At 63.6% G+C, this 23,595-nt stretch carries 18 protein-coding genes; 8 read left to right on the top strand and 10 right to left on the bottom strand.

All coding sequences use genetic code 11. The features are described 5' to 3' along the window. Nucleotides 1-121 precede the first annotated feature (121 nt). Nucleotides 122-772: an O-methyltransferase gene (locus AC1DZ8_RS01175; RefSeq protein WP_477306831.1), complete on the bottom strand. Its 651-nt coding sequence runs from the start codon at nt 770-772 to the stop codon at nt 122-124. A gap of 94 nt (nt 773-866) precedes the next feature. Between AC1DZ8_RS01175 and AC1DZ8_RS01170 the strand changes: the two genes are divergently transcribed. Then, nucleotides 867-1,499 carry a TetR/AcrR family transcriptional regulator gene (locus AC1DZ8_RS01170; RefSeq protein WP_477306878.1) on the top strand — a complete coding sequence of 211 codons (633 nt, stop codon included), beginning with the start codon at nt 867-869 and terminating at the stop codon, nt 1,497-1,499. 15 nt (nt 1,500-1,514) lie between these two features. Here AC1DZ8_RS01170 and AC1DZ8_RS01165 read toward each other — a convergent pair whose 3' ends face one another. Then, nucleotides 1,515-5,003, bottom strand: coding sequence for a PAS domain-containing hybrid sensor histidine kinase/response regulator (locus AC1DZ8_RS01165; RefSeq protein WP_477306829.1), 3,489 nt, complete (start codon nt 5,001-5,003; stop codon nt 1,515-1,517). A gap of 235 nt (nt 5,004-5,238) precedes the next feature. Between AC1DZ8_RS01165 and mscL the strand changes: the two genes are divergently transcribed. Further along, nucleotides 5,239-5,661 (top strand): large conductance mechanosensitive channel protein MscL, encoded by a 423-nt coding sequence (gene mscL, locus AC1DZ8_RS01160; protein ID WP_477306827.1) that lies wholly within the window; start codon nt 5,239-5,241, stop codon nt 5,659-5,661. Between the two features lie 102 nt (nt 5,662-5,763). Then, nucleotides 5,764-6,930 (top strand): pyridoxal phosphate-dependent aminotransferase, encoded by a 1,167-nt coding sequence (locus tag AC1DZ8_RS01155; protein ID WP_477306825.1) that lies wholly within the window; start codon nt 5,764-5,766, stop codon nt 6,928-6,930. 28 nt (nt 6,931-6,958) lie between these two features. Here the strand turns inward: AC1DZ8_RS01155 and hemA are convergent, their stop codons facing one another. After that, nucleotides 6,959-8,236: a 5-aminolevulinate synthase gene (hemA, locus tag AC1DZ8_RS01150; RefSeq protein ID WP_477306823.1), complete on the bottom strand. Its 1,278-nt coding sequence runs from the start codon at nt 8,234-8,236 to the stop codon at nt 6,959-6,961. Between the two features lie 277 nt (nt 8,237-8,513). Here hemA and galE point away from each other — a divergent pair, with 277 nt between their 5' ends. From galE to AC1DZ8_RS01135, 3 genes are all read left to right on the top strand, one after another. Then, nucleotides 8,514-9,509, top strand: a complete 996-nt coding sequence (galE, locus tag AC1DZ8_RS01145; protein ID WP_477306821.1) for a UDP-glucose 4-epimerase GalE — start codon at nt 8,514-8,516, stop codon at nt 9,507-9,509. A 102-nt stretch (nt 9,510-9,611) separates the two neighbouring features. After that, nucleotides 9,612-10,862 carry a D-amino acid dehydrogenase gene (locus tag AC1DZ8_RS01140; protein WP_477306819.1) on the top strand — a complete coding sequence of 417 codons (1,251 nt, stop codon included), beginning with the start codon at nt 9,612-9,614 and terminating at the stop codon, nt 10,860-10,862. Nucleotides 10,863-10,865: 3 nt separating this feature from the next. After that, entirely contained in the window at nt 10,866-12,692 is a 1,827-nt protein-coding gene (locus AC1DZ8_RS01135) for an alanine racemase (protein ID WP_477306817.1), read from the top strand. Here AC1DZ8_RS01135 and AC1DZ8_RS01130 read toward each other — a convergent pair whose 3' ends face one another. The 7 genes from AC1DZ8_RS01130 to AC1DZ8_RS01100 all read right to left on the bottom strand — a co-directional run bounded on the left by AC1DZ8_RS01130 (nt 12,693) and on the right by AC1DZ8_RS01100 (nt 19,830). After that, the gene (locus AC1DZ8_RS01130; RefSeq protein ID WP_477306815.1) at nt 12,693-14,069 is read right to left on the bottom strand and encodes an FGGY-family carbohydrate kinase; all 1,377 of its coding nucleotides are present in this window, start codon (nt 14,067-14,069) and stop codon (nt 12,693-12,695) included. Continuing rightward, the gene (rhaM, locus tag AC1DZ8_RS01125) at nt 14,066-14,383 is read right to left on the bottom strand and encodes an L-rhamnose mutarotase (protein ID WP_477306813.1); all 318 of its coding nucleotides are present in this window, start codon (nt 14,381-14,383) and stop codon (nt 14,066-14,068) included. Before rhaM ends, AC1DZ8_RS01130 begins: the two co-directional genes overlap by 4 nt. Continuing rightward, the gene (locus AC1DZ8_RS01120; RefSeq protein WP_477306811.1) at nt 14,383-15,378 is read right to left on the bottom strand and encodes an ABC transporter permease; all 996 of its coding nucleotides are present in this window, start codon (nt 15,376-15,378) and stop codon (nt 14,383-14,385) included. Before AC1DZ8_RS01120 ends, rhaM begins: the two co-directional genes overlap by 1 nt. Further along, nucleotides 15,375-16,352 carry an ABC transporter permease gene (locus tag AC1DZ8_RS01115; protein WP_477400269.1) on the bottom strand — a complete coding sequence of 326 codons (978 nt, stop codon included), beginning with the start codon at nt 16,350-16,352 and terminating at the stop codon, nt 15,375-15,377. The genes AC1DZ8_RS01120 and AC1DZ8_RS01115 overlap by 4 nt, the downstream gene beginning before the upstream one ends. Then, nucleotides 16,349-17,890, bottom strand: coding sequence for a sugar ABC transporter ATP-binding protein (locus AC1DZ8_RS01110; RefSeq protein WP_477306807.1), 1,542 nt, complete (start codon nt 17,888-17,890; stop codon nt 16,349-16,351). Before AC1DZ8_RS01110 ends, AC1DZ8_RS01115 begins: the two co-directional genes overlap by 4 nt. Before the next feature lie 83 nt (nt 17,891-17,973). Beyond that, the gene (rhaS, locus tag AC1DZ8_RS01105; RefSeq protein WP_454578380.1) at nt 17,974-18,969 is read right to left on the bottom strand and encodes a rhamnose ABC transporter substrate-binding protein; all 996 of its coding nucleotides are present in this window, start codon (nt 18,967-18,969) and stop codon (nt 17,974-17,976) included. A 57-nt stretch (nt 18,970-19,026) separates the two neighbouring features. After that, on the bottom strand, nt 19,027-19,830 hold the full coding sequence (locus AC1DZ8_RS01100; RefSeq protein WP_112397709.1) for a DeoR/GlpR family DNA-binding transcription regulator: 804 nt from the start codon (nt 19,828-19,830) through the stop codon (nt 19,027-19,029). Nucleotides 19,831-20,014: 184 nt separating this feature from the next. On the opposite strand from AC1DZ8_RS01100, the gene AC1DZ8_RS01095 reads away from it, so the two are divergent. Continuing rightward, the gene (locus tag AC1DZ8_RS01095; RefSeq protein WP_477400268.1) at nt 20,015-22,117 is read left to right on the top strand and encodes a bifunctional rhamnulose-1-phosphate aldolase/short-chain dehydrogenase; all 2,103 of its coding nucleotides are present in this window, start codon (nt 20,015-20,017) and stop codon (nt 22,115-22,117) included. A 144-nt stretch (nt 22,118-22,261) separates the two neighbouring features. Next, nucleotides 22,262-23,554, top strand: a complete 1,293-nt coding sequence (gene rhaI, locus AC1DZ8_RS01090; RefSeq protein ID WP_477400267.1) for an L-rhamnose catabolism isomerase — start codon at nt 22,262-22,264, stop codon at nt 23,552-23,554. Nucleotides 23,555-23,595 lie beyond the last annotated feature (41 nt).

Below are 23,595 nucleotides of genomic sequence, written 5' to 3'. Positions count from 1 at the left end.
CAAAGTGGGGGAGAGGTGGCCGCGCAGCGGACGGAGAGGGGGCCAGCGCTATCCTATACGATTGCCCTGGGCTGCTCGAGGTCCAAGGGATTGCGCGTTGTTGACGTAAACGCCTACGGCCTTAGCTCAACCGCACCGACAGTTCGACATCGTCGCCGAACGGTGTCGACATGTAGCCCGAGGCCGGGGAACGCACGCGTGCCAGATAGTCCGGGCTGAAATCGGCGTTGTCGGCGATCACCAGCGCGCCCGGCCTGAGCCGGCTTTCGACCAGGCTCAGTATCTCCGGGTAGATCGCCTTGGCGCCATCGAGCAGCAAGAGATCGATCGTCTCGGGAAGATCGGCGCTCAGCGTCTGCAGCGCATCGCCCTCGCGGACTTCCACCAGATCGATGAGGCCGCCCTCGGTCAGATTGGCCTTGGCCCGCATCACCTTGGATGGTTCGAACTCTGTGGTGATGAGACGGCCGCCGCCATTGTCCCTCAGCGCTGCCGCGAGATAGAGCGTCGAGATGCCGAAAGAGGTGCCGAATTCGATGATGACGCGGGCGCCGCTGCTGCGCGCCAGCATGTAGAGCAGCGTGCCGGTCTCCGGCGAAACCGCGAGCCAGAGGTCCTTCAGCCGTCCATAGAAGTCGACATATTCGGTCTTGCTGCGCAGCAGGCGTTCCCGCTCGTCAGCCGAGAAGCTGGCCGCTGCTGGGCTCGTCGCGGCTTCCGCCTCTTTGAACAAACGGGCGAGCAAGGGGGTAAGCGGGGTGAGGGTGGTCATCGATGTCTCCAGGCGAAAAATCATTGCGTTCTTGTGTCGTGCTGAAAATACGAATAATCCTTCAGGTTTCCAATTCGCATTGCCGGGAAGCGTCGTGACCGAACGCCCAAGCCCTTCTATTTCCTCGCGAAAACAGCCCAAGCAGGCGCGTGCGGTCGAGCTCATCTCGGCGATTTTGGAAGCTGCTGTTCAGGTTTTGGCGAGCGAAGGCGCGCAGCGTTTCACCACCACGCGCGTGGCCGAAAGGGCCGGCGTCAGCGTCGGCTCGCTCTACCAGTATTTCCCCAACAAGGCGGCCCTGCTGTTTCGGCTGCAAAGCGACGAATGGCAGCAGACGGGCGGCCTGCTGCGCACCATACTCGAGGACGGCGAGCGTCCGCCGCTCGAACGACTGCGCAGGCTGGTCCACGCCTTCATCCGGTCGGAGTGCGAGGAGGCTGCCGTGCGCGGGGCGCTCAGCGACGCCGCTCCGCTTTATCGCGACGCACCCGAGGCGCATGAGGCAAGGGACGCTGGCGAGCGCACCATTCAGAACTTCCTGCGTGAAGCCTTGCCTGAGGCCTCGGAAGCCGTTCGTACGCTGGCCGGGGGTCTGATCGGCGCGACGCTGAGCGCCGTGGGAAAGGATTTTTCAGGAAGCCCCCGCACCGATGCGGAGATCGAGGCCTATGCCGAGGCCATGGCCGATATGTTCTGCGCCTACATCGCCAGCCTTGGTCACCGCTGAGGCGCGATGGTGCGGCTATTCCGCCGCTGAAGCCAGCGGCCTGACCCTGGCCATCATCGAGCGCAGCACGGCTGGCTTCAGCGGCTTGTTGATCACCGGCACGTCGAGGGCGGCGGCGGCGGCGCGGACCTCGGTGGAGCGGTCGGCGGTGACCAGCACGGCGGGCAGGTCGCGGCCGTGGATCTTACGCAGCCTGGCGATCACGTCGAGGCCGCTCCGGCCGTCGAGGTGATAGTCGGCAAGCACGATGTCGGGGCGATGGATGTCGGCCCTGGCGAAATCCTCCGAGCCGGAAAACGTGCCGACGCTGCAGCCCCAGCCTTCGAGCAAAAGCCGCATGCCGTCGAGGATGCGGGCGTCGTTGTCGATGCACATGACACGCAGCCCGGCCAGCGAGTTCGCGGTGCGCGGAGGCACTTTGGGCTCGACCTCGCGCCGCGGCGCCTCAACCGCCGCAACCGGCAGGATGACGGAAAAGCGGGTGCCTTTGCCGGGGTTGGAAAAGATCCGGATTTCGAGGCGGAGAACGCGGGCGATGCGGTCGACGATAGAGAGGCCGAGGCCAAGGCCTTCGGCCTCGCGCACCCCTTCGTCGAGCCGGGTGAACTCGTTGAAGACCGTGTTCAGCTTGTCGCCGGCAATGCCGATGCCGGTGTCGATCACCTGGATCTCGGCAAGCTCTCCGCGCCGCCGTACGCCGACCAGGATGCGGCCATGGCGCGTGTATTTGATGGCGTTGGAGACCAGGTTCTGGATCAGCCGGCGCAAGAGATTGCGGTCGGTCATCACGCTGAGCGACGAGGCCATGATCGTCAGGTCGAGTTTCTTCTCGGCGGCGAGTGGCTGAAAATCGTTGCCGATCTGGCGTAGCAGCCCATCCAGGTGAAAGGCACTGTCATCCGGCTTCATGGCGCCGGCGTCGAGGCGAGAAATGTCGAGCACGGCGCCCAGGATCGTCTCGACCGATTCCAGCGAGGATTCGATGTTGACAGCGGCCTTGCCGGCCGGACCTTTGCCGGCCTTTTCGATCAGCGACGAACAGTAGAGACGGGCCGCGTTCAGCGGCTGCAGGATATCGTGGCCGGCAGCGGCGAGAAAGCGCGTCTTGCCCAGATTGGCCTCCTCGGCCAGCATCTGCGCCTGCGCCAGTTCCTCATTGACGCGCGTCAGTTCGATGGTGCGCGTCTTGACCCGCTGCTCCAGCGATTCATTGGCCCGCTTCAGCGCCAGATCCTGTTCGACCCGTCCCGAAATGTCGGCATAGGTGGCGACGATGCCACCGTCTGGCATCGGGTTGGAGCGCAATTCCAGGATGCGGCCGCTGGTCTTCAATTCCATCTGCCATGGGCTGACGAAACTGGTCAGACGGTTGAGCATCGCCACATGCTGGTCGGCCGGGATGTCGCCGCGCTCGGCGAGATGGCGCAGAATGCGGTCGAGCGAGACGCCGACTTGGCCCATTTCGTCGGGCAGGTCGAACAGCGCGCGATATTGTCTGTTCCAGCAGATCAGGCGGAAATCGCGGTCGAAGACGGTGATGCCCTGTTCCATCTGGTCGAGCGCGATCTGTAAGAGGTCGCGATTGTGCTGCAGCGCCTCGGTGGCGTCGTCGAGCAGGCGGAAGGCGTCCTTGGATTCGCGGTCGTTGCGGCGAAACAGAAGCGACAGGATCAGCCGCGCCGAAGACGAGCCGACGGCGCTCGCCAGCAGTTGCTCGGAAAAGCGGATGACATCCATGCTGGCCTGCTCATTGCCATGCAACGAGACGCCGGTGCTCTTTTCGAAGGATTGGAAGGAGCGCTCGGTGCGCTCGACGCCGAGATAGCGCGATATGGTGTCCTTCAGCAGGTTGACGGTGATGGCGGTGCGGAAGCGGCGCAGGCTGGGCATCGGGCTAGCCTCGCGCGGTACGAAGATCGACGCCTGGATGCGTTCGAGCGGCACCGACGCGCGTGACAGCGAGCCAAGCACGAAGAACAGCGTGTTGATCGACAGGCTCCACAGCACGCCGTGGTTCAACGGCTCGGCGACGGTGCCGAACAAAGCCTGCGGCCGTAGCGCCTCGAAGCCGAACAGGCCTTGCACGACGATGTCGGCGTCGGGCGCCGAGAGCGAGGGCAAAAGCAGCGTATAGCCCCAGACGAGGATGCCGGCGACCATGCCGAGTGCTGCACCGCGGCCATTGGCGCCGCGCCAGATCAGCCCGCCGATCAGCGCCGGCGCAAACTGGGCGATGGCCGCGAACGACATCAGGCCGATCGATGACAGCCGCGCCGCGTTGGTGCTCTCGCGGTAGTAGAGAAAGGCGATGAACAAAAGGATGAAGATGGCGCCGCGCCTGACATTGAGGATCAGCGTCGACCAGTCCTCATTTTCCGAGGTCGTGGTCTTGAGCAGGCGGCGCACGAACAGCGGGATGACGAGATCGTTGGAGATCATGATCGACAGCGCCACGCTTTCGACGATCACCATGGCGGTCGCCGCCGACAGGCCGCCGATGAAGGCCGCCATGGCCAGCACGTCATGGCCGCTGAACAGTGGCAGCGACAGCACGTAAAGGTCGCTGCTGGTCCTTGAGCCGACCAGCGCCAGGCCGGCGAAGGCAATCGGCAGCACGAACAGGTTGATCGCCACCAGATAGAGCGGAAACACCCAGGTCGCGGTGCGCAGTTCGGCTTCGCCGCGGTTCTCGACGATGGTGACGTAGAACTGGCGCGGCAGCATGATGATGGCAAAGCCGCTCAGACAGGTCAGCACCAGCCAGGTGGCGAGCGAGGTGTTGTAGCCCATCGCTTGCCGCACCTGGCTGTTCTCGGCCAGTTTGTCGATCATGTCGCCCGGGCCGCCGAAGATCAGGAAGGTGACCATCAGGCCGATCGCCAGGAAGGCGGCGAGCTTGACCACGGTTTCGACTGCCACCGCCAGCACCAGCCCGTCCTGATGTTCGGTGGCGTCGGCATGGCGGGTTCCGAACAGCACCGCAAACAGTGCCAGCAGCATGGCCACGACCAGCGAGATGTCGCTGACGAACGGATCGAAGGAGGGCGGCGATCCCGTATAGTGCTCGACCATCAGGCCGACCGAACCGGAAATAGCCTTCAGCTGCAGTGCAATGTACGGCACGGCGCCAATGGTGGCGATCAACGTGGCGATGGCCGAGACGGCAAAACTCTTGCCGTAGCGGGCGCCGAGGAAGTCGGCGATCGAGGTGATCTTCTCGCTCTTGGCCAGCCGCACGATGCGGGCGAGCAGTGGAAAGCCGAACACGAACACCAGCACCGGGCCGGTATAGATGCCCAAAAATTCGAGGCCGCGCTCGGAGGACAGGCCGACCGAGCCGAAGAAGGTCCAGGACGTGCAGTAGATGGCGAGGCTGAGCGCGTAGATGAAGGGCCGGGCACGACCGGGCCCGGAAGCCGTTGAACGCCGGTCGCCTAGGCTGGCGATGACGAACAGCAGCGTCACATAGGCGACGGCAATGATGACGATGAACCAGCCCTGCACGGTCCGAAAATCCCTCCGTGGCCGCTTTTATCCTTTGGCCGTCACGACGCAATCACAGCTTGAAGCCCGAGTCCATCGCGGCTTTCGGCTGATATGTCCTTGATGACGTTGCGTAAACACAAAGCGGTGCTTGGGCTCCTTTTCCGGTTTTGCAACCGGGGGTTTTTGTTATTGTGGGTCGGGGCCGGCGCCGTAGGACGGCGGCAGCGCGGCCTGCCATGACAAGGAGGGTCGAATGCTGAAAGAATTCCAGGAATTCATTTCCAAGGGCAATGTGATGGACTTGGCCGTCGGCGTCATCATCGGCGCTGCCTTTGGCAAGATTGTCACTTCGCTGGTCGACGATGTCATCATGCCGATCGTCGGCGCGATCTTTGGCGGACTGGATTTCAACAACTATTTCCTTGGACTTTCCTCGGCCGTCAACGCGCCGACACTGGATGCGGCCAAGGGGCAGGGCGCGGTCTTGGCCTATGGCAGCTTCGTCACCGCGACGCTGAACTTCCTCATCCTCGCTTTCATCATCTTCCTGATGGTCAAGGCCGTGAACAATCTGCGCAAGCGGCTTGAGCGCGAGAAGCCGGCTGCCCCGGCGGCTCCGCCGCCGGCCGATGTCGCGCTGCTCACCGAAATTCGCGACCTGCTCGCCAGGAAATAGCGCCGAGGCGGGCTCCTGGACCAAACCCCGGTCGTTCGCGGCCGGGGTTTTCTGTTGTCCTATCTGCTAAGAGCACTCGCTCGACATCAAACGGACCTATCCATGACCCTGATCGATAGCTTGCGCGCCGAAGCCGTCGCCGCCCCTGAAAGCGGCATTGTCGCCGTCGTCAATTACGGCCGTACGCGTGAGGGCATGATCCCGCTCTGGGCTGGTGAAGGCGACTTGCCGACGCCTGCCTTCATCTCCGAAGCCGCCACCAAGGGGCTCGCCAATGGCGAGACCTTCTACACCTGGCAGAAGGGCATTCCGGAGCTCAGGCAAGCGCTCTCCCGCTACTATGCCAGGCACTTCGGCAAGACTTTCGCCGAAGAGGAATTCATCGCCACCGGCTCCGGCATGCATGCCATCCAGCTGGCGTTGGCAGCAGTCGCCGGCAGTGGCGACGAGGTCGTCTATCTGTCGCCTGCCTGGCCGAATTTCGCTGCCGCCGCCGGTGTCTCCGGCGCCACCCCCGTAGCGGTCACGCTCGACCAGTCCGGCAACGGCTGGTCCTGCGATGTCGACAAGATAGCGGCCGCGGTCACGCCGCGCACCAAGGCGCTCTTCGTCAACACGCCCTCCAACCCGACCGGCTGGACCGCCGACAGGGAAACGCTGCAGGCGATCCTGAACCTCGCCCGCGAAAAGGGGCTGTGGATCATCGCCGACGAGATCTATGCGCTGTTCCATTACGGCCACGGCCGCGCGCCGTCCTTCCTCGACATTTCGACCGCGGAAGACCGCATCCTGTTCGTCAACTCCTTTTCCAAGAATTGGGCGATGACCGGCTGGCGCATCGGCTGGATCAAGACCCATCCCGACCTGCAGCAGGTGTTCGAGAACCTGATCCAGTATTCGACCTCGGGTGTCGCCCAGTTTATGCAGCGCGGCGCCGTCGCCGCCCTCGACCACGGCGATGGCTTCATCGTCGAGCAGGTGGAGCGCGCGCACGCGGCGCGCGACCTGGTCTGCGACATAATCGGCGCCACCGGCAAGGCGCGCTTCACCGTGCCGCAAGGTGCGTTCTATCTGTTCTTCACGGTCGACGGCCTCACCGATCCGCGCCGGGCCGCCTTCGACATCGTCGACAAGGCCAATGTCGGCCTGGCGCCGGGAACGGCCTTCGGCCCCGGCGGTGAAGCGTTTTTGCGGCTGTGTTTCCACCGCCGCCTCGATCAGCTCGAGGAAGCGGCACACCGGCTGGCGAAGTGGATGAAGACGGTTTGATCAGGCGGCGGCCCTTGGCCGCCCGCCATCAGCCGCCGGACTTGGGGACGAGGAGCGGAACGATCCGGTCGCTCTTGGCCACCGAGGGCCGGCCTGCCGAACCATAGGGTACGCCGAGCGCATCCCATGTCTCGACCAGCGCGTCCTGCAGTCCCGCAATCAGTGCATCGGTATGGAACGGCGTCGGCGTAATGCGCAGCCGCTCGGTGCCGCGCGGCACCGTCGGGTAGTTGATCGGCTGGATGTAGATGCCGTGCACGCCGAGCAGGCGGTCGCTGGCCATCTTGCAGAGTTCGGGGTCACCGACCAGCACTGGCACGATGTGGGTGGGCGACTCCATCACCGGCAGGCCGGCGGCGCTGAGGACTTCCTTGGTCCGCGACGCCTGGCGCTGCTGCGCATCGCGTTCGGCCTGTGAGCGCTTCAGGTGGCGGATCGAGGTGGTGGCGGCGGCGGCGATCGCCGGCGGCAGCGCCGTGGTGAAGATGAAGCCCGGCGCGTAGGAGCGCACCGCATCGATGATAGCGCTGTTGCCGGCGATATAACCGCCGAGCGTACCGAACGCCTTGGCCAGCGTGCCCTCGATGATGTCGATGCGATCGGCCAAGCCTTCACGCTCGGTGATGCCGCCACCGCGCGGCCCGTACATGCCGACGGCGTGGACCTCGTCGACATAGGTCATGGCATTGTAGCGTTCTGCCAGTTCGACGATCTGCTTGATCGGAGCAATGTCGCCGTCCATCGAATAGACGCTTTCGAAGACGATCAGCTTGGCGCGTTCGCGACCCGCCGCCTGCAACAGGCTTTCGAGATGCGCGACGTCATTGTGGCGGAAAATCTTCTTTTCGGCGCCCGAACGCCGCACGCCCTCGATCATCGAAGCGTGGTTCAACTCGTCCGAGATGATCAGGCAGTTGGGCAAAAGCCGCGCAATGGTCGAGATCGAGGCTTCGTTGGAGACGAAACCGGAGGTGAAGACCAGGGCCGCTTCCTTGTCGTGCAGGTCGGCCAGTTCCACTTCGAGTTCGACCAGCGGGTTGCTGGTGCCGGAAATGTTACGGGTGCCGCCGGCGCCCGAGCCCATCTTGCCGGCCGCGTTCTGAAACGCGGCGATGACATCGGGGTTCTGGCCCATGCCGAGATAGTCGTTGGAACACCAGACGGTGATTTCCTCGGCGCGGCCATTGGAACGCCAGATCGCGCGGGGAAATTTACCCACGATCCGCTCGAGATCGGCGAAGACACGGTAGCGCCGCTCGGCATGGAGCTGGTCGATCGCTTCCTCGAAGAACCGCTGATAGTTCATGTCGCCTTCCCAGTTTTGCGCCGGATCATAATCATTGGCCCATTCGTCGTCCACCGGGCCTGTTTGGTCAAAATGCCACGCCCCGCCACTGTTCCTAACGATCCTAGATCGTGCCCTATTCCCTTGATGTGCATCAACTTTGTTTCACTACGATGCCTTGGGCCGCTGGGACTGTTACGGACTTAACATACCGGTCTTGTATAGCCCTGCGGCGGTCTTTCCAGTAAGGCGGCATTTGAGACAGTTTCCGATAAATCTTGAATAGCGAGGATACGGAATGACAGTTTTGGTGACAGGCGGCGCCGGCTATATCGGCAGCCACATGGTCTGGGAACTGCTGGATGCCGGCGAGAGCGTCGTCGTGCTCGACCGGCTTTCCACCGGCTTCGAATGGGCCGTGGCGCCGGAAGCCAAGCTGGTTGTCGGCGATGTCGCCGACCGGGAACTGGTCGGCCAGATCATCCGAGACAATCATGTCGACGCGATCATCCATTTCGCCGGTTCCATCGTGGTTCCCGAATCGGTTGCCGATCCGCTCGCTTACTACGAGAACAACACCTCCAAGACCCGTACGCTGATCGAAACCGCGGTACGAGAGGGCGTGCCCAATTTCATCTTCTCCTCCACGGCAGCGGTCTATGGCGGCGCAGGCCTTGAGCCGGTGCGCGAAGATGCGCGCCTGGCCCCGGAATCGCCCTATGGCCTGTCCAAGCTGATGAGCGAATGGATGCTGCGCGATGCGTCGCTTGCGCATCCCTTGCGCTACACGGCATTGCGCTATTTCAACGTCGCCGGCGCCGATCCCAAGGGCCGCACCGGCCAGTCGACCCCGGGCGCCACGCATCTGATCAAGGTTGCTTGCGAGACCGCGCTCGGCAAGCGCCCTTTCATGCAGGTGTTCGGCACCGACTATCCGACGCCGGACGGCACCTGCATGCGCGATTACATCCACGTCAGCGATCTCGCCGCGGCGCATCGCCTGGCGCTGGAGCGGCTGCGCGCCGGCGGCGACAGCCTCGTCGCCAATTGCGGCTACAGCCATGGCTATTCGGTGCTCGAGGTCATCGAAAGCGTGCGCCGCGCCTTCGGCCGGGATTTCGAGGTCAAGATGGGCGACCGGCGTCCCGGCGATGCAGCCGCCATCGTCGCCAATTCGGATCTTGCGCGCGCCGAACTCGGCTGGACCCCGCAACGCGACGATCTTGACCAGATCGTCGCCGATGCACTCGCCTGGGAGCGGATCTTGACCAGCAAGAACTCCGCCCGGGGCTGAGCCGGGCACTCCCAGGGGCTCGCAAGGCGCGCGGCGAAGCGCTATTGAAGGCGTTCGTCGCAGAGCGTGGAGGCGCTGTGACGAAGAGCTTTGGGGGGTGGCATGAAGATAACGGTGCTTGGGGCCGGCGTTGTCGGTACGGCGGCTGCCTATTATCTGGCCGCCGACGGCCACGAGGTCACCGTGATCGAGCGCCATCCGGCGCCGGCGCGGGGCACCAGCCAGTCGAATGCCGGCCTGGTGTCGCCGGGCGACGCCACCGCCTGGGCCTCGCCGGCGGCGCTGAAGACTTTCCTGCGCGCGCTCTGGAACCACGATCTCGGCATCAAGGTCAGGCTGCGTTTCGATCCCTATTTCCTCGCGTGGAGCCTGCGCTTCCTGCGCCAGTGCACGGTGGCGCGCCTGCGCGCCAACAGCCGGGTCAAATTGCGCCTCGCGCTCTATTCGCGCGACTGCATCAACGCCATATCGGCCGACACCGGCATCCACTATGACGAACGCAAGAAGGGCATCCTCTATTTCTTCCGCTCGCAGCACAGCCTCGACACCGGCACCGACAATTACCGCTATCTCGCCGAACACGGCCTGCCGATCGAGATCGTCGGCCGAGACCGGCTGGTCGAGCTGGAACCGGGACTCGCCGGGGTCAAGGAAAAGATCGCCGGCGGGGTCTATTCGCCGATCGACCAGACCGGCGATTCCAGGCTGTTTGTCGACAGTCTCGCCGCCTATGCCAGCGAAAAACTCGGCGTCAAATTCCTGTTCGACACCGCGGTCGAAGGGCTCGACATCGACGGCGACCGGGTGCGCGCGGTGATGACCTCGGCCGGCCCGGTCACTGGCGATGCGGTGGTGATCTCGATGGGGCCGGAGAGCGGCCTGCTCGGCCGCCGCTACGGCATCGACCTGCCGGTCTATCCGGTGAAGGGCTATACCGCGACCATTCCGCTCGAGGACGAGAACAAGGGTCCGACCATGGGCGGCGCCGACGAGGACCAGCTGATGGCCTATTCGCGCCTTGGCAACCGCTTGCGGCTGGCCTCGACCGCGGAATTCACCGGCTTCGACCGCACCCACAAGCCCAGCGACTTTGCCACCATGTTCAGGACCGGCAAGGACCTGTTTCCCGGCGCCTTCGACGAGAAGAAGGCTGTGCTCTGGGCGGGACTGCGGCCGATGATGCCGAACTCCGTGCCGGTCATCGGCCAGGCGGGCTACAAGAACCTCTATCTCGACACCGGCCATGGCCATGTTGGCTGGACCATGGCCTGCGGCTCCGGCAAATTCCTGGCCGACCTCGTCGCCGGCCGCAAGCCGGAGATCGACCCGCAAGGGCTGGTCTACGGGGGCTGAGCGATGTCGGGACCGCAAGTCGCCATCGACCTTGGCCGCATCGAGCGCAACGCCCGCACCATCGTCGAACGCTGTGCGCTGTCCAGCATCAAGGTGTTCGGCGTCACCAAGGGCACCTGCGGCATGCCGCAAGTGGCGCGCGCCATGCTGCGCGGCGGCGTTTCAGGCATTGCCGAATCGCGCTTCGAAAACATCCGCCGGCTGCGCGACAGCGGCATCAATGCGCCGATCATGCTGCTGCGCAGCCCACCCATGGCGCGCGTCGAGGAGGTGGTGCGCACCGTCGACATCAGCCTGCAGTCGGAGCTGACCACGATCCGCGAGATATCGCGCATCGCCGAGCGCATGGGCCGCGTCCACGACATCATGCTGATGATCGACCTCGGCGATCTCAGGGAAGGCATCTGGCCGAGCGATCTGATCCCGACCGTCGAGCAGATCCTGGCGTTCAAGGGCGTGCGCATCGCCGGCATCGGCACCAATCTCGGCTGCTTCGGCGCCATCATGCCGACGCCGGAAAATCTCGGCCAGCTCGTCGCCCATGCCTACAAGACCGAGCGCCTTTCCGGCAAAAGCCTCGACTTCATTTCCGGTGGCGCCTCCTCGTCGCTGACGCTGCTGCTCGAAGGCAAGCTGCCGGCCGGCATCAACAATCTGCGCGTCGGTGAGGCGATCCTGCAAGGCGGCATCGAGACCTTCCGCGACGTGCCGTGGCCGGAACTTGAGCCCGATGCCTGCCGGCTGACCAGCGACATCATCGAGGTCAAGCTCAAGCCATCGCGACCCATAGGCGAGTCCGGCTACGACGCGTTCGGCAACCAGCCGGTCTTCCCCGATGAGGGCGACCGGCTGCGCGCCATCGCCAATATCGGCCGCGAAGACGTGCTGGTCGAAGGGCTGACGCCGATTGCCAAAGGGGTGCGTGTGCTCGGCGCCTCCAGCGACCATCTGCTGCTCGATGTGCAGGACGCCGATCCACGCCCGGCCGTCGGTGACCGCGTCGCCTTCCGCATGAACTACGGCGCCATGCTTTTGGCGATGACCTCGGAATATGTCGAGAAGGCACCGATGCACGATGTCGCGGATTTTTCCGGCCGCAAGATGGTGTCGATCTCGGCCGAGCGGGAAGCCGCCGGCATCCTCGCTCGCGAGGGAACCGGCGCGCGGCTGGAGGCGATGAATTTCGATGTGGTGGAACTCGCCGATGTCGAGCGCCCGCCCTCAGGCCTGATCCGTCTCGCCGCCGGCGCCGATCGCCGCATTGCCCACAAGGCGCTGACAGCGACGGCGCGCGCGACGCATTCCTTCGGCCTGATCTGGATCGATTCCATTGCTGCGCTGATGCCCGAGGACGAAGACGCCACCGCTATGCCGGAAGCCTCGGTTCTGGCGCGCACGCTCGGCCTCGATCACAAGGCGGGCGCGCTGCAGCCGCAGCTGTCGCCGGAAAATGTCGTCATCATCGGCCTGCGCCATGCCGATCCGGCGGAAGTGCGGGTGCTGAAGGATTCGCGCGTCTCGGCCTTCACCATGACCGACATCGACGCCATGGGTATGCGCGACCTGATGCATGAGGCGATCCGCATCGCCTCGTCGGGCACGCAAGGCTTTCATGTCAGTTATTCGCCGACGGCCACCGAATTCGCCGGATGGACGGCAGGCTCCGGCGGACTGACGGTGCGCGAGACGCACCAGGCGATGGAAGCGATCGCGCTGTCCGGCGGTCTACTGTCGATGGATGTTTCCGGGCTGACCGCGGAACTGGGGCCCAGGATCGCCACCGACGCCGTCAACTTCGTCATGTCGGCCTTCGGCAAGCGGATCCTTTGATCAGCTCCGCGCGTCGACGGCCGCGCGCCATGCGCTGACATAGCCGGCCCAGATAGGGTCGGTTTGCGGTTCTATTCTCTCGCCCTTGCCATGCACCGGCTTCTCCTGAGATGCCAGCAGTGCGGCGCCGATGCTGGTGCCTGTGGCGGCCTCGGAGGCGATGATGGTTCGTCCGGTCGCTGCGGCCAGCATGCCGACGAAGAGGCGGTTGCGGGCAAACGGTCCTTCGACTGTGGTCGGGCCGTCGGCACCGATCAGCTCAACGCAGGTCGCCGTCATCAACGCCAGATAGAACGAGATGGCGGCGAAGCGCTCGCTTTTGCTGATGCCGTCGGCATTGAGCCATGCCGCGGCCTGGTGCGGAAAAGGCCCAGATCCCCGCTGGGTCGAAGGCAACAGCAGCATTTTTTTCGTCAGAACAGCCGACACATCGCTGCCGCTGCAATCCTGCGGCTTATCCTTGGTCAGGAGAGAAAATTCACGCCCGCCCATGAAGCGGGCCGAAGGCACGGGAGCGCCCAGCGCGCTGACATTGACGAGCGTGTCGCGCGCCGCGTCGAGCACAATCTCTCTGCCGCCGACCGCCATCGACACCACCCAGGTGCCGGTCGAGACCACCGAGAAGGGCGGCGCGTCGGACAGGAGATGCGGCAGCAGTGAGGCGTTGGAATCGTGGAGGCCGCAGAACACCGGCGTCTGTGGATTGAGCCCGGTCCGTTTAGCGATCTCCGGCAGGATCGGGCCGAGGCGGTCCCTGGCCGGACGCACCGGCGCCATCAGCCTGCGCCATTTCACGCTGTCGACCATCGAGGAAAAATCCGCTTTCCACGGGTCCCACAGATCGGTGTGACAGCCGAGCGAGGTCACCTCATTGGCAGCGACGCCCGTCAGGCGCAGCGCCCAGTATTGCGGGTACATCAGCATCGCAGCGGCCTTGGCGAATTCGGCTGGAAAACGCTTTTGCTGCCAGAAGAACTGTGCGCCGAGATTGAGGCCGAGCGGCAGGCGCGGCGTGCCGGTTTCGGTGAAGGGCGGACGGAGCGCGTCATACTCCGAAGCCAGCCTGTCGGGTCCATCGAATTCATAGTCGAGCACCGGCAGCACCAATTCGCCCGCGGCATCGACCAGCGCGCCCGTCGCGCCATGGGTGGTGATCGAAATCGCGTCTATGTGTTGTTCGCGGTTGAGGCTGGCCAGGCTGTTGAGGATGAATGTCCACAGCGCCTCGACATCGTGATGCGGGTAGGGTGGCTGCCGCACCGGCGCGTTGGCCATGCGGCGCAGCGCCACCTCGCTCAGCGTCGTGAGATTGACGAGCGCTACCTTGGCGTTGGTCTTGCCGATGTCGATGACGGCGATGTGGCGAAGCGCACTCATGCCATATGGAACACGGTTTCCAACGGGATGGCCACCGGCTCGTTGTCCGGCTTCGTCTCCATGATGTCGGCCATATGGGCCCACCAGCGCTGCATCACCGGATGGCTCGGCAGGTCGGCCATGCCATGGTCGTCGCGCCGCCACAGCACGCCGAACAATATGTTGGTCTCTTCGTCGAGATGGATGGAATAGTCGGAGACGCCGGCCTCTCTCAGCAGCGCGACCAGCGACGGCCAGATCTCGTCGTGACGTTTTTTGTACTCGGCCTTCATGCCGGGTTTGAGCTGCATCTTGAAGGCGTATTTCTCTGGCATCAGCGGCTACCGCGCAGCCGGCGCCAGACGATCGGCAGCGCGATGACGACGATCAACAGCAGGCCGATGAAGATCGACATGACGATGCCGGGCACGTTGAGCAGGCCAAGCCCGAAGGTCACCAGCCCCATGATGAAGGCGGCGAGCACGACGCCTAAAATGCTGCCGGAGCCGCCCAGGATCGAGACGCCGCCGAGCACCACCATGGTGATGACTTCGAGCTCATAGCCCTGTGCGATCGACGGCCGCGTCGAGCCGAGGCGCGAGGTGATCAGCACCGAGGCGATGCCCGCCATCAGCCCGGTCAGGCAAAACAGGATGAATTTGGTGCGGCCGACGCGCACGCCGGAAAACTGCGCTGCCACCGGATTGTTGCCGATGGCAAAGACACGGCGGCCGAAACTGGTGCGATGCAGCAGGAACCAGTAGACGACGGCTGCTATGAGGAACAGCACCAGTTCGAACGACACCACCCACCAGACGTAGCCCTGGCCGAAGAAGGCGAAGCTTTCGGGATAGCCCTTGTAGGCCTGGTCGCCGAGGATGATGAAGGCGATGCCGCGAAACAGGCTCATCGTGCCGATGGTGACGACGATGGAGGGCAGGCCGAGCCTTGTCACCAAGAGCCCATTGAAGGCGCCGCAGCCAAGCCCGACTATGATGCCGATCGCCACCAGCACCGGCGTGTCGGCGCCGGCCTGCACCGCCATGCCCATGAGCGTCGAGGCGAGCGCAATGATGGCAGCGACGGACAGGTCGATCTCGCCGGAAATGATCAGCAGCGCCATCGCAAAGGCGATCAGACCCTTCTCGGTGAAATTGAAAGTCAGGTCCGACAGCGAATAGGCGTCGAGGAAATAGGGCGACGCGAAACTGTTGATGGCAAAGATGGCAACAGCCACCACGACCAGCAACGCTTCCCAGGAAAAGATCGCCGAGGAGAGCGGCTTGTCGAGCCGGTCGGGGATGTGGCGCGGTGCCGGAACGTCGCTCATGCCGCCTCCGCTTTCCGCAGGATGATACGGCCCTGCTGGCGTTCGCCGCGCGCGTTGAGCACGACGGCCAGGATAATGGCGCTGCCCGAAATCGCCATCTGCCAGAAGGGCGAGATGTTGATCACCGGCAGTGCATTGGAGATGATGCCGAGGAACAGCGCCCCTAACACCGCGCCGCCGACCGAGCCGATACCGCCCGCGATCGAGATGCCGCCGATGACACAGGCGGCGATGATGTTGAGCTCATAGCCATTGGCGACCTCGACCGAGGCGATGACATAGCGCGAGATCCAGAGATAGCCTGAGAGCCCACCGATCATGCCGGAGATGCAGAAGACGATGAATTTCGTCCGACCGACATCGATGCCGGCATAGACCGACGCCGTCGGGTTGACGCCGATGGCATAGATCGAACGGCCGAGCGCGGTGCGTGTCATCACGACGAAGAACAGGGCGATGACCAGGATGGCAATCCACGACAGGACCGGAATGCCGAGGAAGGCGGCGCGCTGGAAGCCGATGAAATCGGGGCTCATCTTGTCGGCATTGACCCAGGCGCCGCCGGACAGAACGAAGGTGGCGCCGCGATAGATGGTCAGCGTGCCCAGCGTCACCACGATCGATGGGATGTTGAGCCGCCACACCAACAGGCCATTGATGGCGCCGAGCACCAGCCCGACAACGAGTGCAATGACGATCAGCAGCGGGATCGGAATTGCCGGATGCGCGGCGTTCAGCATCGCAACCACCATGCCAGTGAAGCAGAGGTTGGACGCCATCGACAGGTCGATGGAGCGCGTCAGGATCACCACCATCTGCCCCAGCGCCAGGATCATCAGGATCGACGTGTCGTTGAACACCTGGGCCAGATTGCCGGGATCGGCAAAGGCCGGAAAGCGCGTCGAGATCAGAGCGATCAAAACGATGATGGCCGCCGCCAGCCAGATCTCGCGGTATTTCAGCAATGCCTTCATGCCGCGATCCCCGCTGCGGTGCGGACCAGCGTTTCGGCGTCGAGGTCTTTGTTGTCGTAGACCGCGGCGACGAGGCCTTCGCGCATGACCATGACGCGGTCGGACATGCCGAGAATCTCCGGCAGCTCCGACGACACCATGATCACCGACAGGCCTTGCGCCACCAACTCGGCCATGAAGCCGTGCACGGCGGCCTTGGAGCCGATGTCGATGCCCTTGGTCGGTTCGTCTAGGATGATTACCTTGGGGGCGGTCGCCAGCCATTTGGCGATCACGATCTTCTGCTGGTTGCCGCCCGACAGCGTGCCGACATCCTGGCTGAGCGAGGAGGCCCTGAGGTCGAGCCGCTCGGTGTAAGAGCGGGCGAGCGAGAACTCTTCCGCCAATCGCAGCAGGCCGGATTTGGAGGTGCGCTTCAGCGAAGGCAGCGAAACATTCTGGAAGATCGGCAGGCCGATCACCACGCCTTGCTTGCCGCGCTCCTCCGGCACGTAGACGATGCCGGCCTGGATCGAATCCGCTGCCGATTTCGGCGCGATCGTCTTGCCTTCCAAAGTGATCGTGCCGGCGCTCGTGCGGGTAATGCCTGAGATCGCCTGCATCACCTCGCTGCGCCCGGCGCCGACCAGACCGTAGAAGCCGAGGATCTCGCCTTTGTGCAGCTCGAAGCCGATGTCGTTGAACTCGGTCGGATGCGACAAGCCGGAGACGGAAAGCACCGGCGCGCCGATCTCGGCCTTGCGCTGCGGAAAAATGTGGTCGACGGAGCGGCCGACCATCATGCGCACGATCTGGCTCTGGCCGGCATCCTTGATCAACCCTTCGCCGACCATCTCGCCATCGCGGAACACCGTGTAGCGGTCGGCGATCCGATAAATTTCGTCGAACTTGTGGCTGATGAACAGGATCGCCTTGCCTTCCTCCTTGAGGAATTCGACGAGCAGGAAAAGCTCCTCGATCTCCTTCATCGAAAGGGCGGCGGTCGGCTCATCCATGATGACGATCTGCGCGTCGATCGACATCGCGCGAGCAACCGCTACAAGGTGCTTGTTGGCGATGCCGAGGTCTTTCAGCCGCGCATCTGCGTCGATATGGCCGGCGTGCATGGTGTCGAGCACTTCGCGCGCATTCGTGCGCATGGTGCGCCAGTCGATGGTGCCGAACCGCGTGCGCGGCGCATGGCCGAGAAAGATGTTTTCGGCGACGCTGAGATCGTCGAACAGCACGGTTTCCTGGTGGATGGCGGTGACGCCATGGCCGAAGGCGGCATGCGCGCTGGGCAAAGTGACGGCCTGACCGTCGATGCTGATCGTGCCCGCATCGGGCTGGTAGATGCCGGTCATGATCTTGACCAGCGTCGACTTGCCGGCGCCGTTCTCGCCGATCAGTGCGGTCACCTCACCGGGGTAAAGCGACAGGCTGACATTGTGCAGCGCGCGCACACCGGGAAAGCTCTTGGAGACGCCGGACAGTGTCAGGCGCGGGGCAGGAGCCGGGGGCTCCTCCTTCACCGTGCCGTGCTGGGCTGTCGTGTCCATATCCGTATCAAGCCCTGAAACAAGGTCCGTTTAAGGTCGCGGCGGGATTTTGGTCCCGCCGCGCTTGGTCGAGGAGTCCGAGATCAATAGATCTTGGAGAACTTTTCGATGTTGGTCTTGTCGAACTGGAAGGGCGGAGCCATCGCAGCCGAGTTCGTGTCGTCGAGCGTCACCTTGCCGACGCGGCCGATCGACAGCGTGGCGCCGGGCTTCGCCTCTTCCTTCTTCACCGCCAGGTCGTGGGCGAGGTAGACGGCGGAGTAGCCGAGGTCGATCGGGTTCCACAGTGCAACCGCCTGGCTGGAACCGTTGTCGATGAACTTCTTGAACTCCGACGGCAGCGCCAGACCCGTGACATTGACCTTGCCGATCAGGTTTGCGTCTGTGACGACCTGGGCGGCGGCGACGACGCCGACGGTGGTCGGCGCGATGATCGCCTTCAGGTTCGGATAGGATTTCAGCAGGCCCTTGGCTTCGTCGGTGCTCTTGGCCGAGTCGTCATCGCCATAGACGGTGGCGACGAGTTTGATCTTGGGGAACTTCTCCGGCAGGATTTTCTTGGCCGCATCGATCCAGGCATTCTGGTTAGTCGCGGTCGACGATGCCGACAAGATGGCGACTTCGCCGCCCTCCGGCAGATAGTCGGCGGCAAGCTTGATGATGGTCTCGCCGATCAGGCCGGTGTCGGACGGATTGAGGTGCAGTTGACGGCCTTCCTTGGCGACGCCCGAATCCCACGAGATGACGGTGATACCGCGCTCCATCGCCTTCTTCAGCACCGGCACCAGCGCGTCGGCGTCATTGGCGGAGATAGCGATGGCGTTGACCTTCTGTGCGATCAGCGAATTGACCACTTCGATCTGCGCTTCGGCGGTCGCCTTGGTCGGGCCGGTGTAGATGATGTCGACATCGCCGAGTTCCTTGGCCGCCTCTTCGGCGCCCTTGTTGGCGGCATCGAAGAAGCCGTTGCCGAGCGACTTCACCACCAGCGCGATCTTGACGTTCTCGGCATAGGCGGCGTTCACGAACATGGCGGCCGAGAACGCGGCCGTCACCATCAGTTTTTTCAAAAAGCTCATCTGATATTCCTCCCTTGAGTGTTGCATTCCATCGTCGCTGCGGGCGTGAGGTCGGCCTCAGGCCTGCAGCGAAGATTCTTCCTTTGCCGACTTGCGGGCGACGATCAGTGTCACACCCGCGGTCTCCAGCATGTTGGCTTCGCGGTCCTCGATGCCGTCATCGGTGATGACGGTGGCGATGCGCTTCAGCCCGCACAGGATCAGGCTGGAGCGCTGGCGGAATTTCGAGGAATCGACCAGCACCACCAGCTCGTCGGCCTGGTCGATCAGCTTCTGCTCCGCCTGGATCAAAAGCGGGTCGCCTTCCATCAGGCCGAGCGGGCCGAGCCCCTGCGCGCCCATGAACATGCGGCGCGCATAGAAATTGCGCGTCACGTCATTGTCGAAGGGCGACAGGATGATGTTCTGTTCGCGGTAGATCGTGCCGCCCGACAGCATCACCGTGTTCTTCGAATGCTTGAGCAGATGCTCGGCGATCGGGAACGAATTGGTGAAGATCGGCATGCGGCGACCGGTCAGGAAATGCACCATCTGGAAAGTCGTGGTGCCGCCGTTGATGATGATCGGCTCGCCGTCCTTGCACAGCTCCACCGCCTCGCGCGCAATCGCCCGCTTTTGCGAAGCATTGAGCGTTTCGTTGACAGAAAAGGGCCGGCCGGCGAGGCCGATGAATTGCGGTGGCGAGATCGCCTCGGCGCCGCCGCGCACCCGGCGCAGCCGCTTTTGCACATGGAGAGCCGCGATATCGCGCCGGATCGTCGCCTCGGACGAGTCCGTCAGGTCGACCATCTCCTGCACCGTCACCACAGGCTTTTCCTGGACGGCGGACAGAATGATCCTGTGGCGCTCTTTTTCGTGCATGGTTCCTCCCTGCACGCTCATGAGGCACTAGAAAACAACCAGTGTCAATCATTTCCGATCATATAATTTCATTGTGCAGTGCAATATGATCGATATTGATCGTTTGTGATTGACAACCGGCCGGCTTGCGTAGACATTCCCGGCAAAATGGACTGCGCCTTTTTGCGTCCCAGGGAGGATAATCATGCTCGACAAGCGCTCCGGCTCGCGCCTTGCCAATCTGTGGGACGACGCGAAGGCCAAGGGGCTGAGCGGGCCTGAGCTTCTGGTCTATCGCTCCAACACGCTCGGCTCCGACRAGCGCGTCACCAACTATGGCGGCGGCAACACCTCCTCGAAAATCTGGCAGAAAGACCCGCTCACCGGCGACGATGTCGAAGTGCTCTGGGTCAAGGGCTCGGGCGGCGACAGCGCCTCGATCAAGCTGGACGGTTTCGCTACCCTCTACATGGACAAGCTCAGGGCGCTGAAGGGCCTCTATCGCGGCGTCGCGCATGAGGACGAGATGGTGGGCTATCTGCCCCACTGCACCTTCGACCTCAACCCGCGTGCGGCGTCGATCGACACGCCGCTGCACGCCTATGTGCCGAAGCCTTTCGTCGACCACATGCATCCCGATGCCATCATCGCCATTGCCGCCGCGAAGGATTCGAAGGCGCTGACGAAAGAAATCTTCGGCGACGCCATCGGCTGGCTGCCATGGAAGCGGCCGGGCTTCGAACTCGGCCTGTGGCTGGAAAAATTCTGCGTCGAACATCCCGAGGCCAAAGGCGTCATCCTGGAAAGCCATGGCCTGTTCACTTGGGGCGACAGCGCGAAGGAATGCTACGAGACGACGATTTCGGTCATCAACCAGGCGATCGAATGGTTCGAGCGCCGCTCCGAGGGCCTCGCCATCTTCGGCGGCGACGTGGTGAAATCGCTCGACGCCGCCGCGCGACGCGCCATTGCGGCAAGACTGATGCCGAGGATCCGCGGCCTGATCTCGGAGAAGAGCCACAAGCTGGGCCATTTCGATGATTCCGCCGCCGTGCTTGAATTCGTCAATTCAAGGGATTTGCGCCCGCTGGCCGCCCTCGGCACCTCATGTCCCGACCATTTCCTGCGCACGAAAATCCGCCCGCTGGTGATCGAATTCGATCCGGCGAAGCCCGATGTCGATGCCGTCATCGCGCGCATGGCCGACGACATCGCCGAATATCGTGTCGGCTATCAAGCCTATTACGACGCTTGCAAGCATCCGGACTCGCCCGCCATCCGCGATCCCAATGCCGTCGTCTACCTGATGCCCGGCGTCGGCATGTTCACCTTTGCCGGCGACAAGGCGACGGCGCGCATCTCCGGCGAGTTCTACGTCAACGCCATCAACGTCATGCGCGGCGCCTCCACCGTCTCGTCCTATGTCGGTCTGCCGGTGCAGGAAGCCTTCGACATCGAATATTGGCTGCTCGAAGACCTGAAGCTGCAGCGCATGCCGAAACCGAAATCGCTCGCCGGCCAGATCGCGCTGGTCACCGGCGGTGCCGGCGGTATCGGCCGCGCCACTGCCAACCGCCTGCTGCGCGAAGGTGCCTGTGTGGTGCTGGCCGACATCGATGAGACAGCCCTTGCCGGCGCCAATGACGAACTGGCGAAAGCCTATGGCAAGGACTTCGTCCGGCCGGTTCTGATCAACGTCACTGCGGAGGAGCAGGTCGTCTCCGGCTTCGCCGAGACAGCGGTCGAGTTCGGCGGCATCGACATTCTGGTGTCCAATGCCGGTCTCGCGTCCTCGGCGCCGATCGAGGAGACCACGCTGGCGTTGTGGAACAAGAATATGGACATCTTGTCGACCGGCTATTTCCTGGTCTCGCGGGAAGCCTTCCGGCTGTTCCGCGCCCAGAAGATCGGCGGCAATGTCGTCTTCGTCGCCTCCAAGAACGGCCTTGCCGCATCGCCCAACGCCGCCGCCTACTGCACCGCCAAGGCGGCTGAAATTCATCTCGCCCGCTGTCTCGCGCTGGAGGGTGCCGAGGCGCAGATCCGGGTCAATGTCGTCAATCCGGACGCCGTGCTGCGCGGCTCGAAAATCTGGACCGGCGAGTGGAAGGAACAGCGCGCCGCCGCCTACAAGATGTCCACCGACGATCTCGAGGAACACTACCGTTCGCGCTCGATGCTGAAGCGCTCGGTCTTCCCGGAAGACATTGCCGAAGCGATCTATTTTTTCGCCTCTGACATGTCGGCCAAATCCACCGGCAACATCATCAACGTCGACGCCGGTAACGCGCAAAGCTTTACGCGCTGAGCTCTTTACCCTCCTCCTTGTGGGGAGGGTCGGCAGGCAGTCGCCGCGAAGCGGGGAATGCTTGCCGGGGTGGGGGGACCCGGCCCTACGGGCCACCCTCCCCACAAGGGGGAGGGTAAGGCTGCACCTTTGGGAGGAATTGCATTGTCCGAAACCATCATTTCTGCCGACGTCGTCGACAAGGATAACGCCCGGCGCAAAGCCGACCTCGAGCGCGACTACGCCTCGCTCGGCGAACGCCTCGACCGCCGCGGCATCGCTATCGACGCCATCCTCGCCAAGGTCGAAAGATTCGCCGTCGCCATTCCGTCCTGGGGCGTCGGCACTGGCGGCACCCGCTTTGCCCGTTTTCCCGGCGCCGGCGAACCGCGCGACATCTTCGACAAGATCGAGGACTGCGCCGTCATCAGCCAGCTGACGCAGGCGACACCGACGGTTTCGCTGCACATCCCCTGGGACAAGGCCGACCCGAACCGGCTGAAGCAGGCAGCCTCGCGCTTCGGCCTCGGCTTCGACGCCATGAATTCCAACACCTTCTCCGACGCGAAGGACCAGACGCTGTCCTACAAATTCGGCTCGCTCTCGCATGCCGATGCCGGCACCCGGCGGCAAGCGGTCGAGCACAATCTCGAATGCATCGAGATCGGCAGGACGCTGGCCTCCAAGGCGCTGACGGTGTGGATCGGCGACGGCTCGAATTTCCCCGGCCAGGTCAATTTCGCCAAAGCCTTCGAGCGCTATCTCGACGCCATGAAGGAAATCTATGCCGGGCTGCCGGCGGACTGGAAGCTGTTCACCGAACACAAGATGTACGAGCCGGCCTTTTATTCCACCGTCGTGCAGGACTGGGGCACCAACTACATGATCGCCAAGGAATTGGGCGACAAGGCGTTCTGCCTGGTCGACCTCGGCCACCATGCGCCCAACGTCAACATCGAGATGATCGTGTCGCGGCTCATCCAGTTCAAGAAACTCGGCGGTTTCCACTTCAACGATTCCAAATATGGCGACGACGATCTCGACGCCGGCTCGATCGACCCCTACCGGCTGTTCCTGGTCTTCAACGAACTGGTCGATGCCGAGCTCTCGGGCGCCGAAGGCTTCGACCCCGCCCACATGCTCGACCAGAGCCACAACGTCACGGACCCGATCGAAAGCCTGATGCTCTCGGCGGTCGAGGTGCAGCGCGCCTATGCCCAGGCGCTGCTGGTCGACCGCAAGGCGCTCGAAGGCTTTCAGGACGGCAATGATGCGCTGATGGCGACGCAGACGCTGAAGGCAGCCTACCGCACCGATGTCGAGCCAATCCTGGCCATGGCGCGGCTGAAGACCGGCGGCGCCATCGATCCGGTCGCAGCGTATCGTGCGGCGGGCTACCGGGCGAAGGTTGCGGCCGAACGCCCGGCGGTCTCCGGCGGCAGCGGCGGCATCGTCTGACAGGCAGACATCCTAATTGATCTGGTCCAGCGCCATTGGCG

The sequence above is a fragment of the Mesorhizobium sp. P2_F7 genome (assembly GCF_056403695.1).
Note: the sequence above shows the minus strand (reverse complement) of the source record. Positions and strands in the feature narration are given on the sequence as shown.

Coding starts and splice junctions, on each gene's coding strand:
- AC1DZ8_RS01175 (WP_477306831.1), bottom strand. CDS start 772: ATGACCACCCTCACCCCGCTTACCCCCTTGCTCGCCCGTTTGTTCAAA.
- mscL (WP_477306827.1), top strand. CDS start 5,239: ATGCTGAAAGAATTCCAGGAATTCATTTCCAAGGGCAATGTGATGGAC.
- AC1DZ8_RS01155 (WP_477306825.1), top strand. CDS start 5,764: ATGACCCTGATCGATAGCTTGCGCGCCGAAGCCGTCGCCGCCCCTGAA.
- hemA (WP_477306823.1), bottom strand. CDS start 8,236: ATGAACTATCAGCGGTTCTTCGAGGAAGCGATCGACCAGCTCCATGCC.
- galE (WP_477306821.1), top strand. CDS start 8,514: ATGACAGTTTTGGTGACAGGCGGCGCCGGCTATATCGGCAGCCACATG.
- AC1DZ8_RS01140 (WP_477306819.1), top strand. CDS start 9,612: ATGAAGATAACGGTGCTTGGGGCCGGCGTTGTCGGTACGGCGGCTGCC.
- AC1DZ8_RS01135 (WP_477306817.1), top strand. CDS start 10,866: ATGTCGGGACCGCAAGTCGCCATCGACCTTGGCCGCATCGAGCGCAAC.
- AC1DZ8_RS01130 (WP_477306815.1), bottom strand. CDS start 14,069: ATGAGTGCGCTTCGCCACATCGCCGTCATCGACATCGGCAAGACCAAC.
- rhaM (WP_477306813.1), bottom strand. CDS start 14,383: ATGCCAGAGAAATACGCCTTCAAGATGCAGCTCAAACCCGGCATGAAG.
- AC1DZ8_RS01120 (WP_477306811.1), bottom strand. CDS start 15,378: ATGAGCGACGTTCCGGCACCGCGCCACATCCCCGACCGGCTCGACAAG.
- AC1DZ8_RS01115 (WP_477400269.1), bottom strand. CDS start 16,352: ATGAAGGCATTGCTGAAATACCGCGAGATCTGGCTGGCGGCGGCCATC.
- AC1DZ8_RS01110 (WP_477306807.1), bottom strand. CDS start 17,890: ATGGACACGACAGCCCAGCACGGCACGGTGAAGGAGGAGCCCCCGGCT.
- rhaS (WP_454578380.1), bottom strand. CDS start 18,969: ATGAGCTTTTTGAAAAAACTGATGGTGACGGCCGCGTTCTCGGCCGCC.
- AC1DZ8_RS01100 (WP_112397709.1), bottom strand. CDS start 19,830: ATGCACGAAAAAGAGCGCCACAGGATCATTCTGTCCGCCGTCCAGGAA.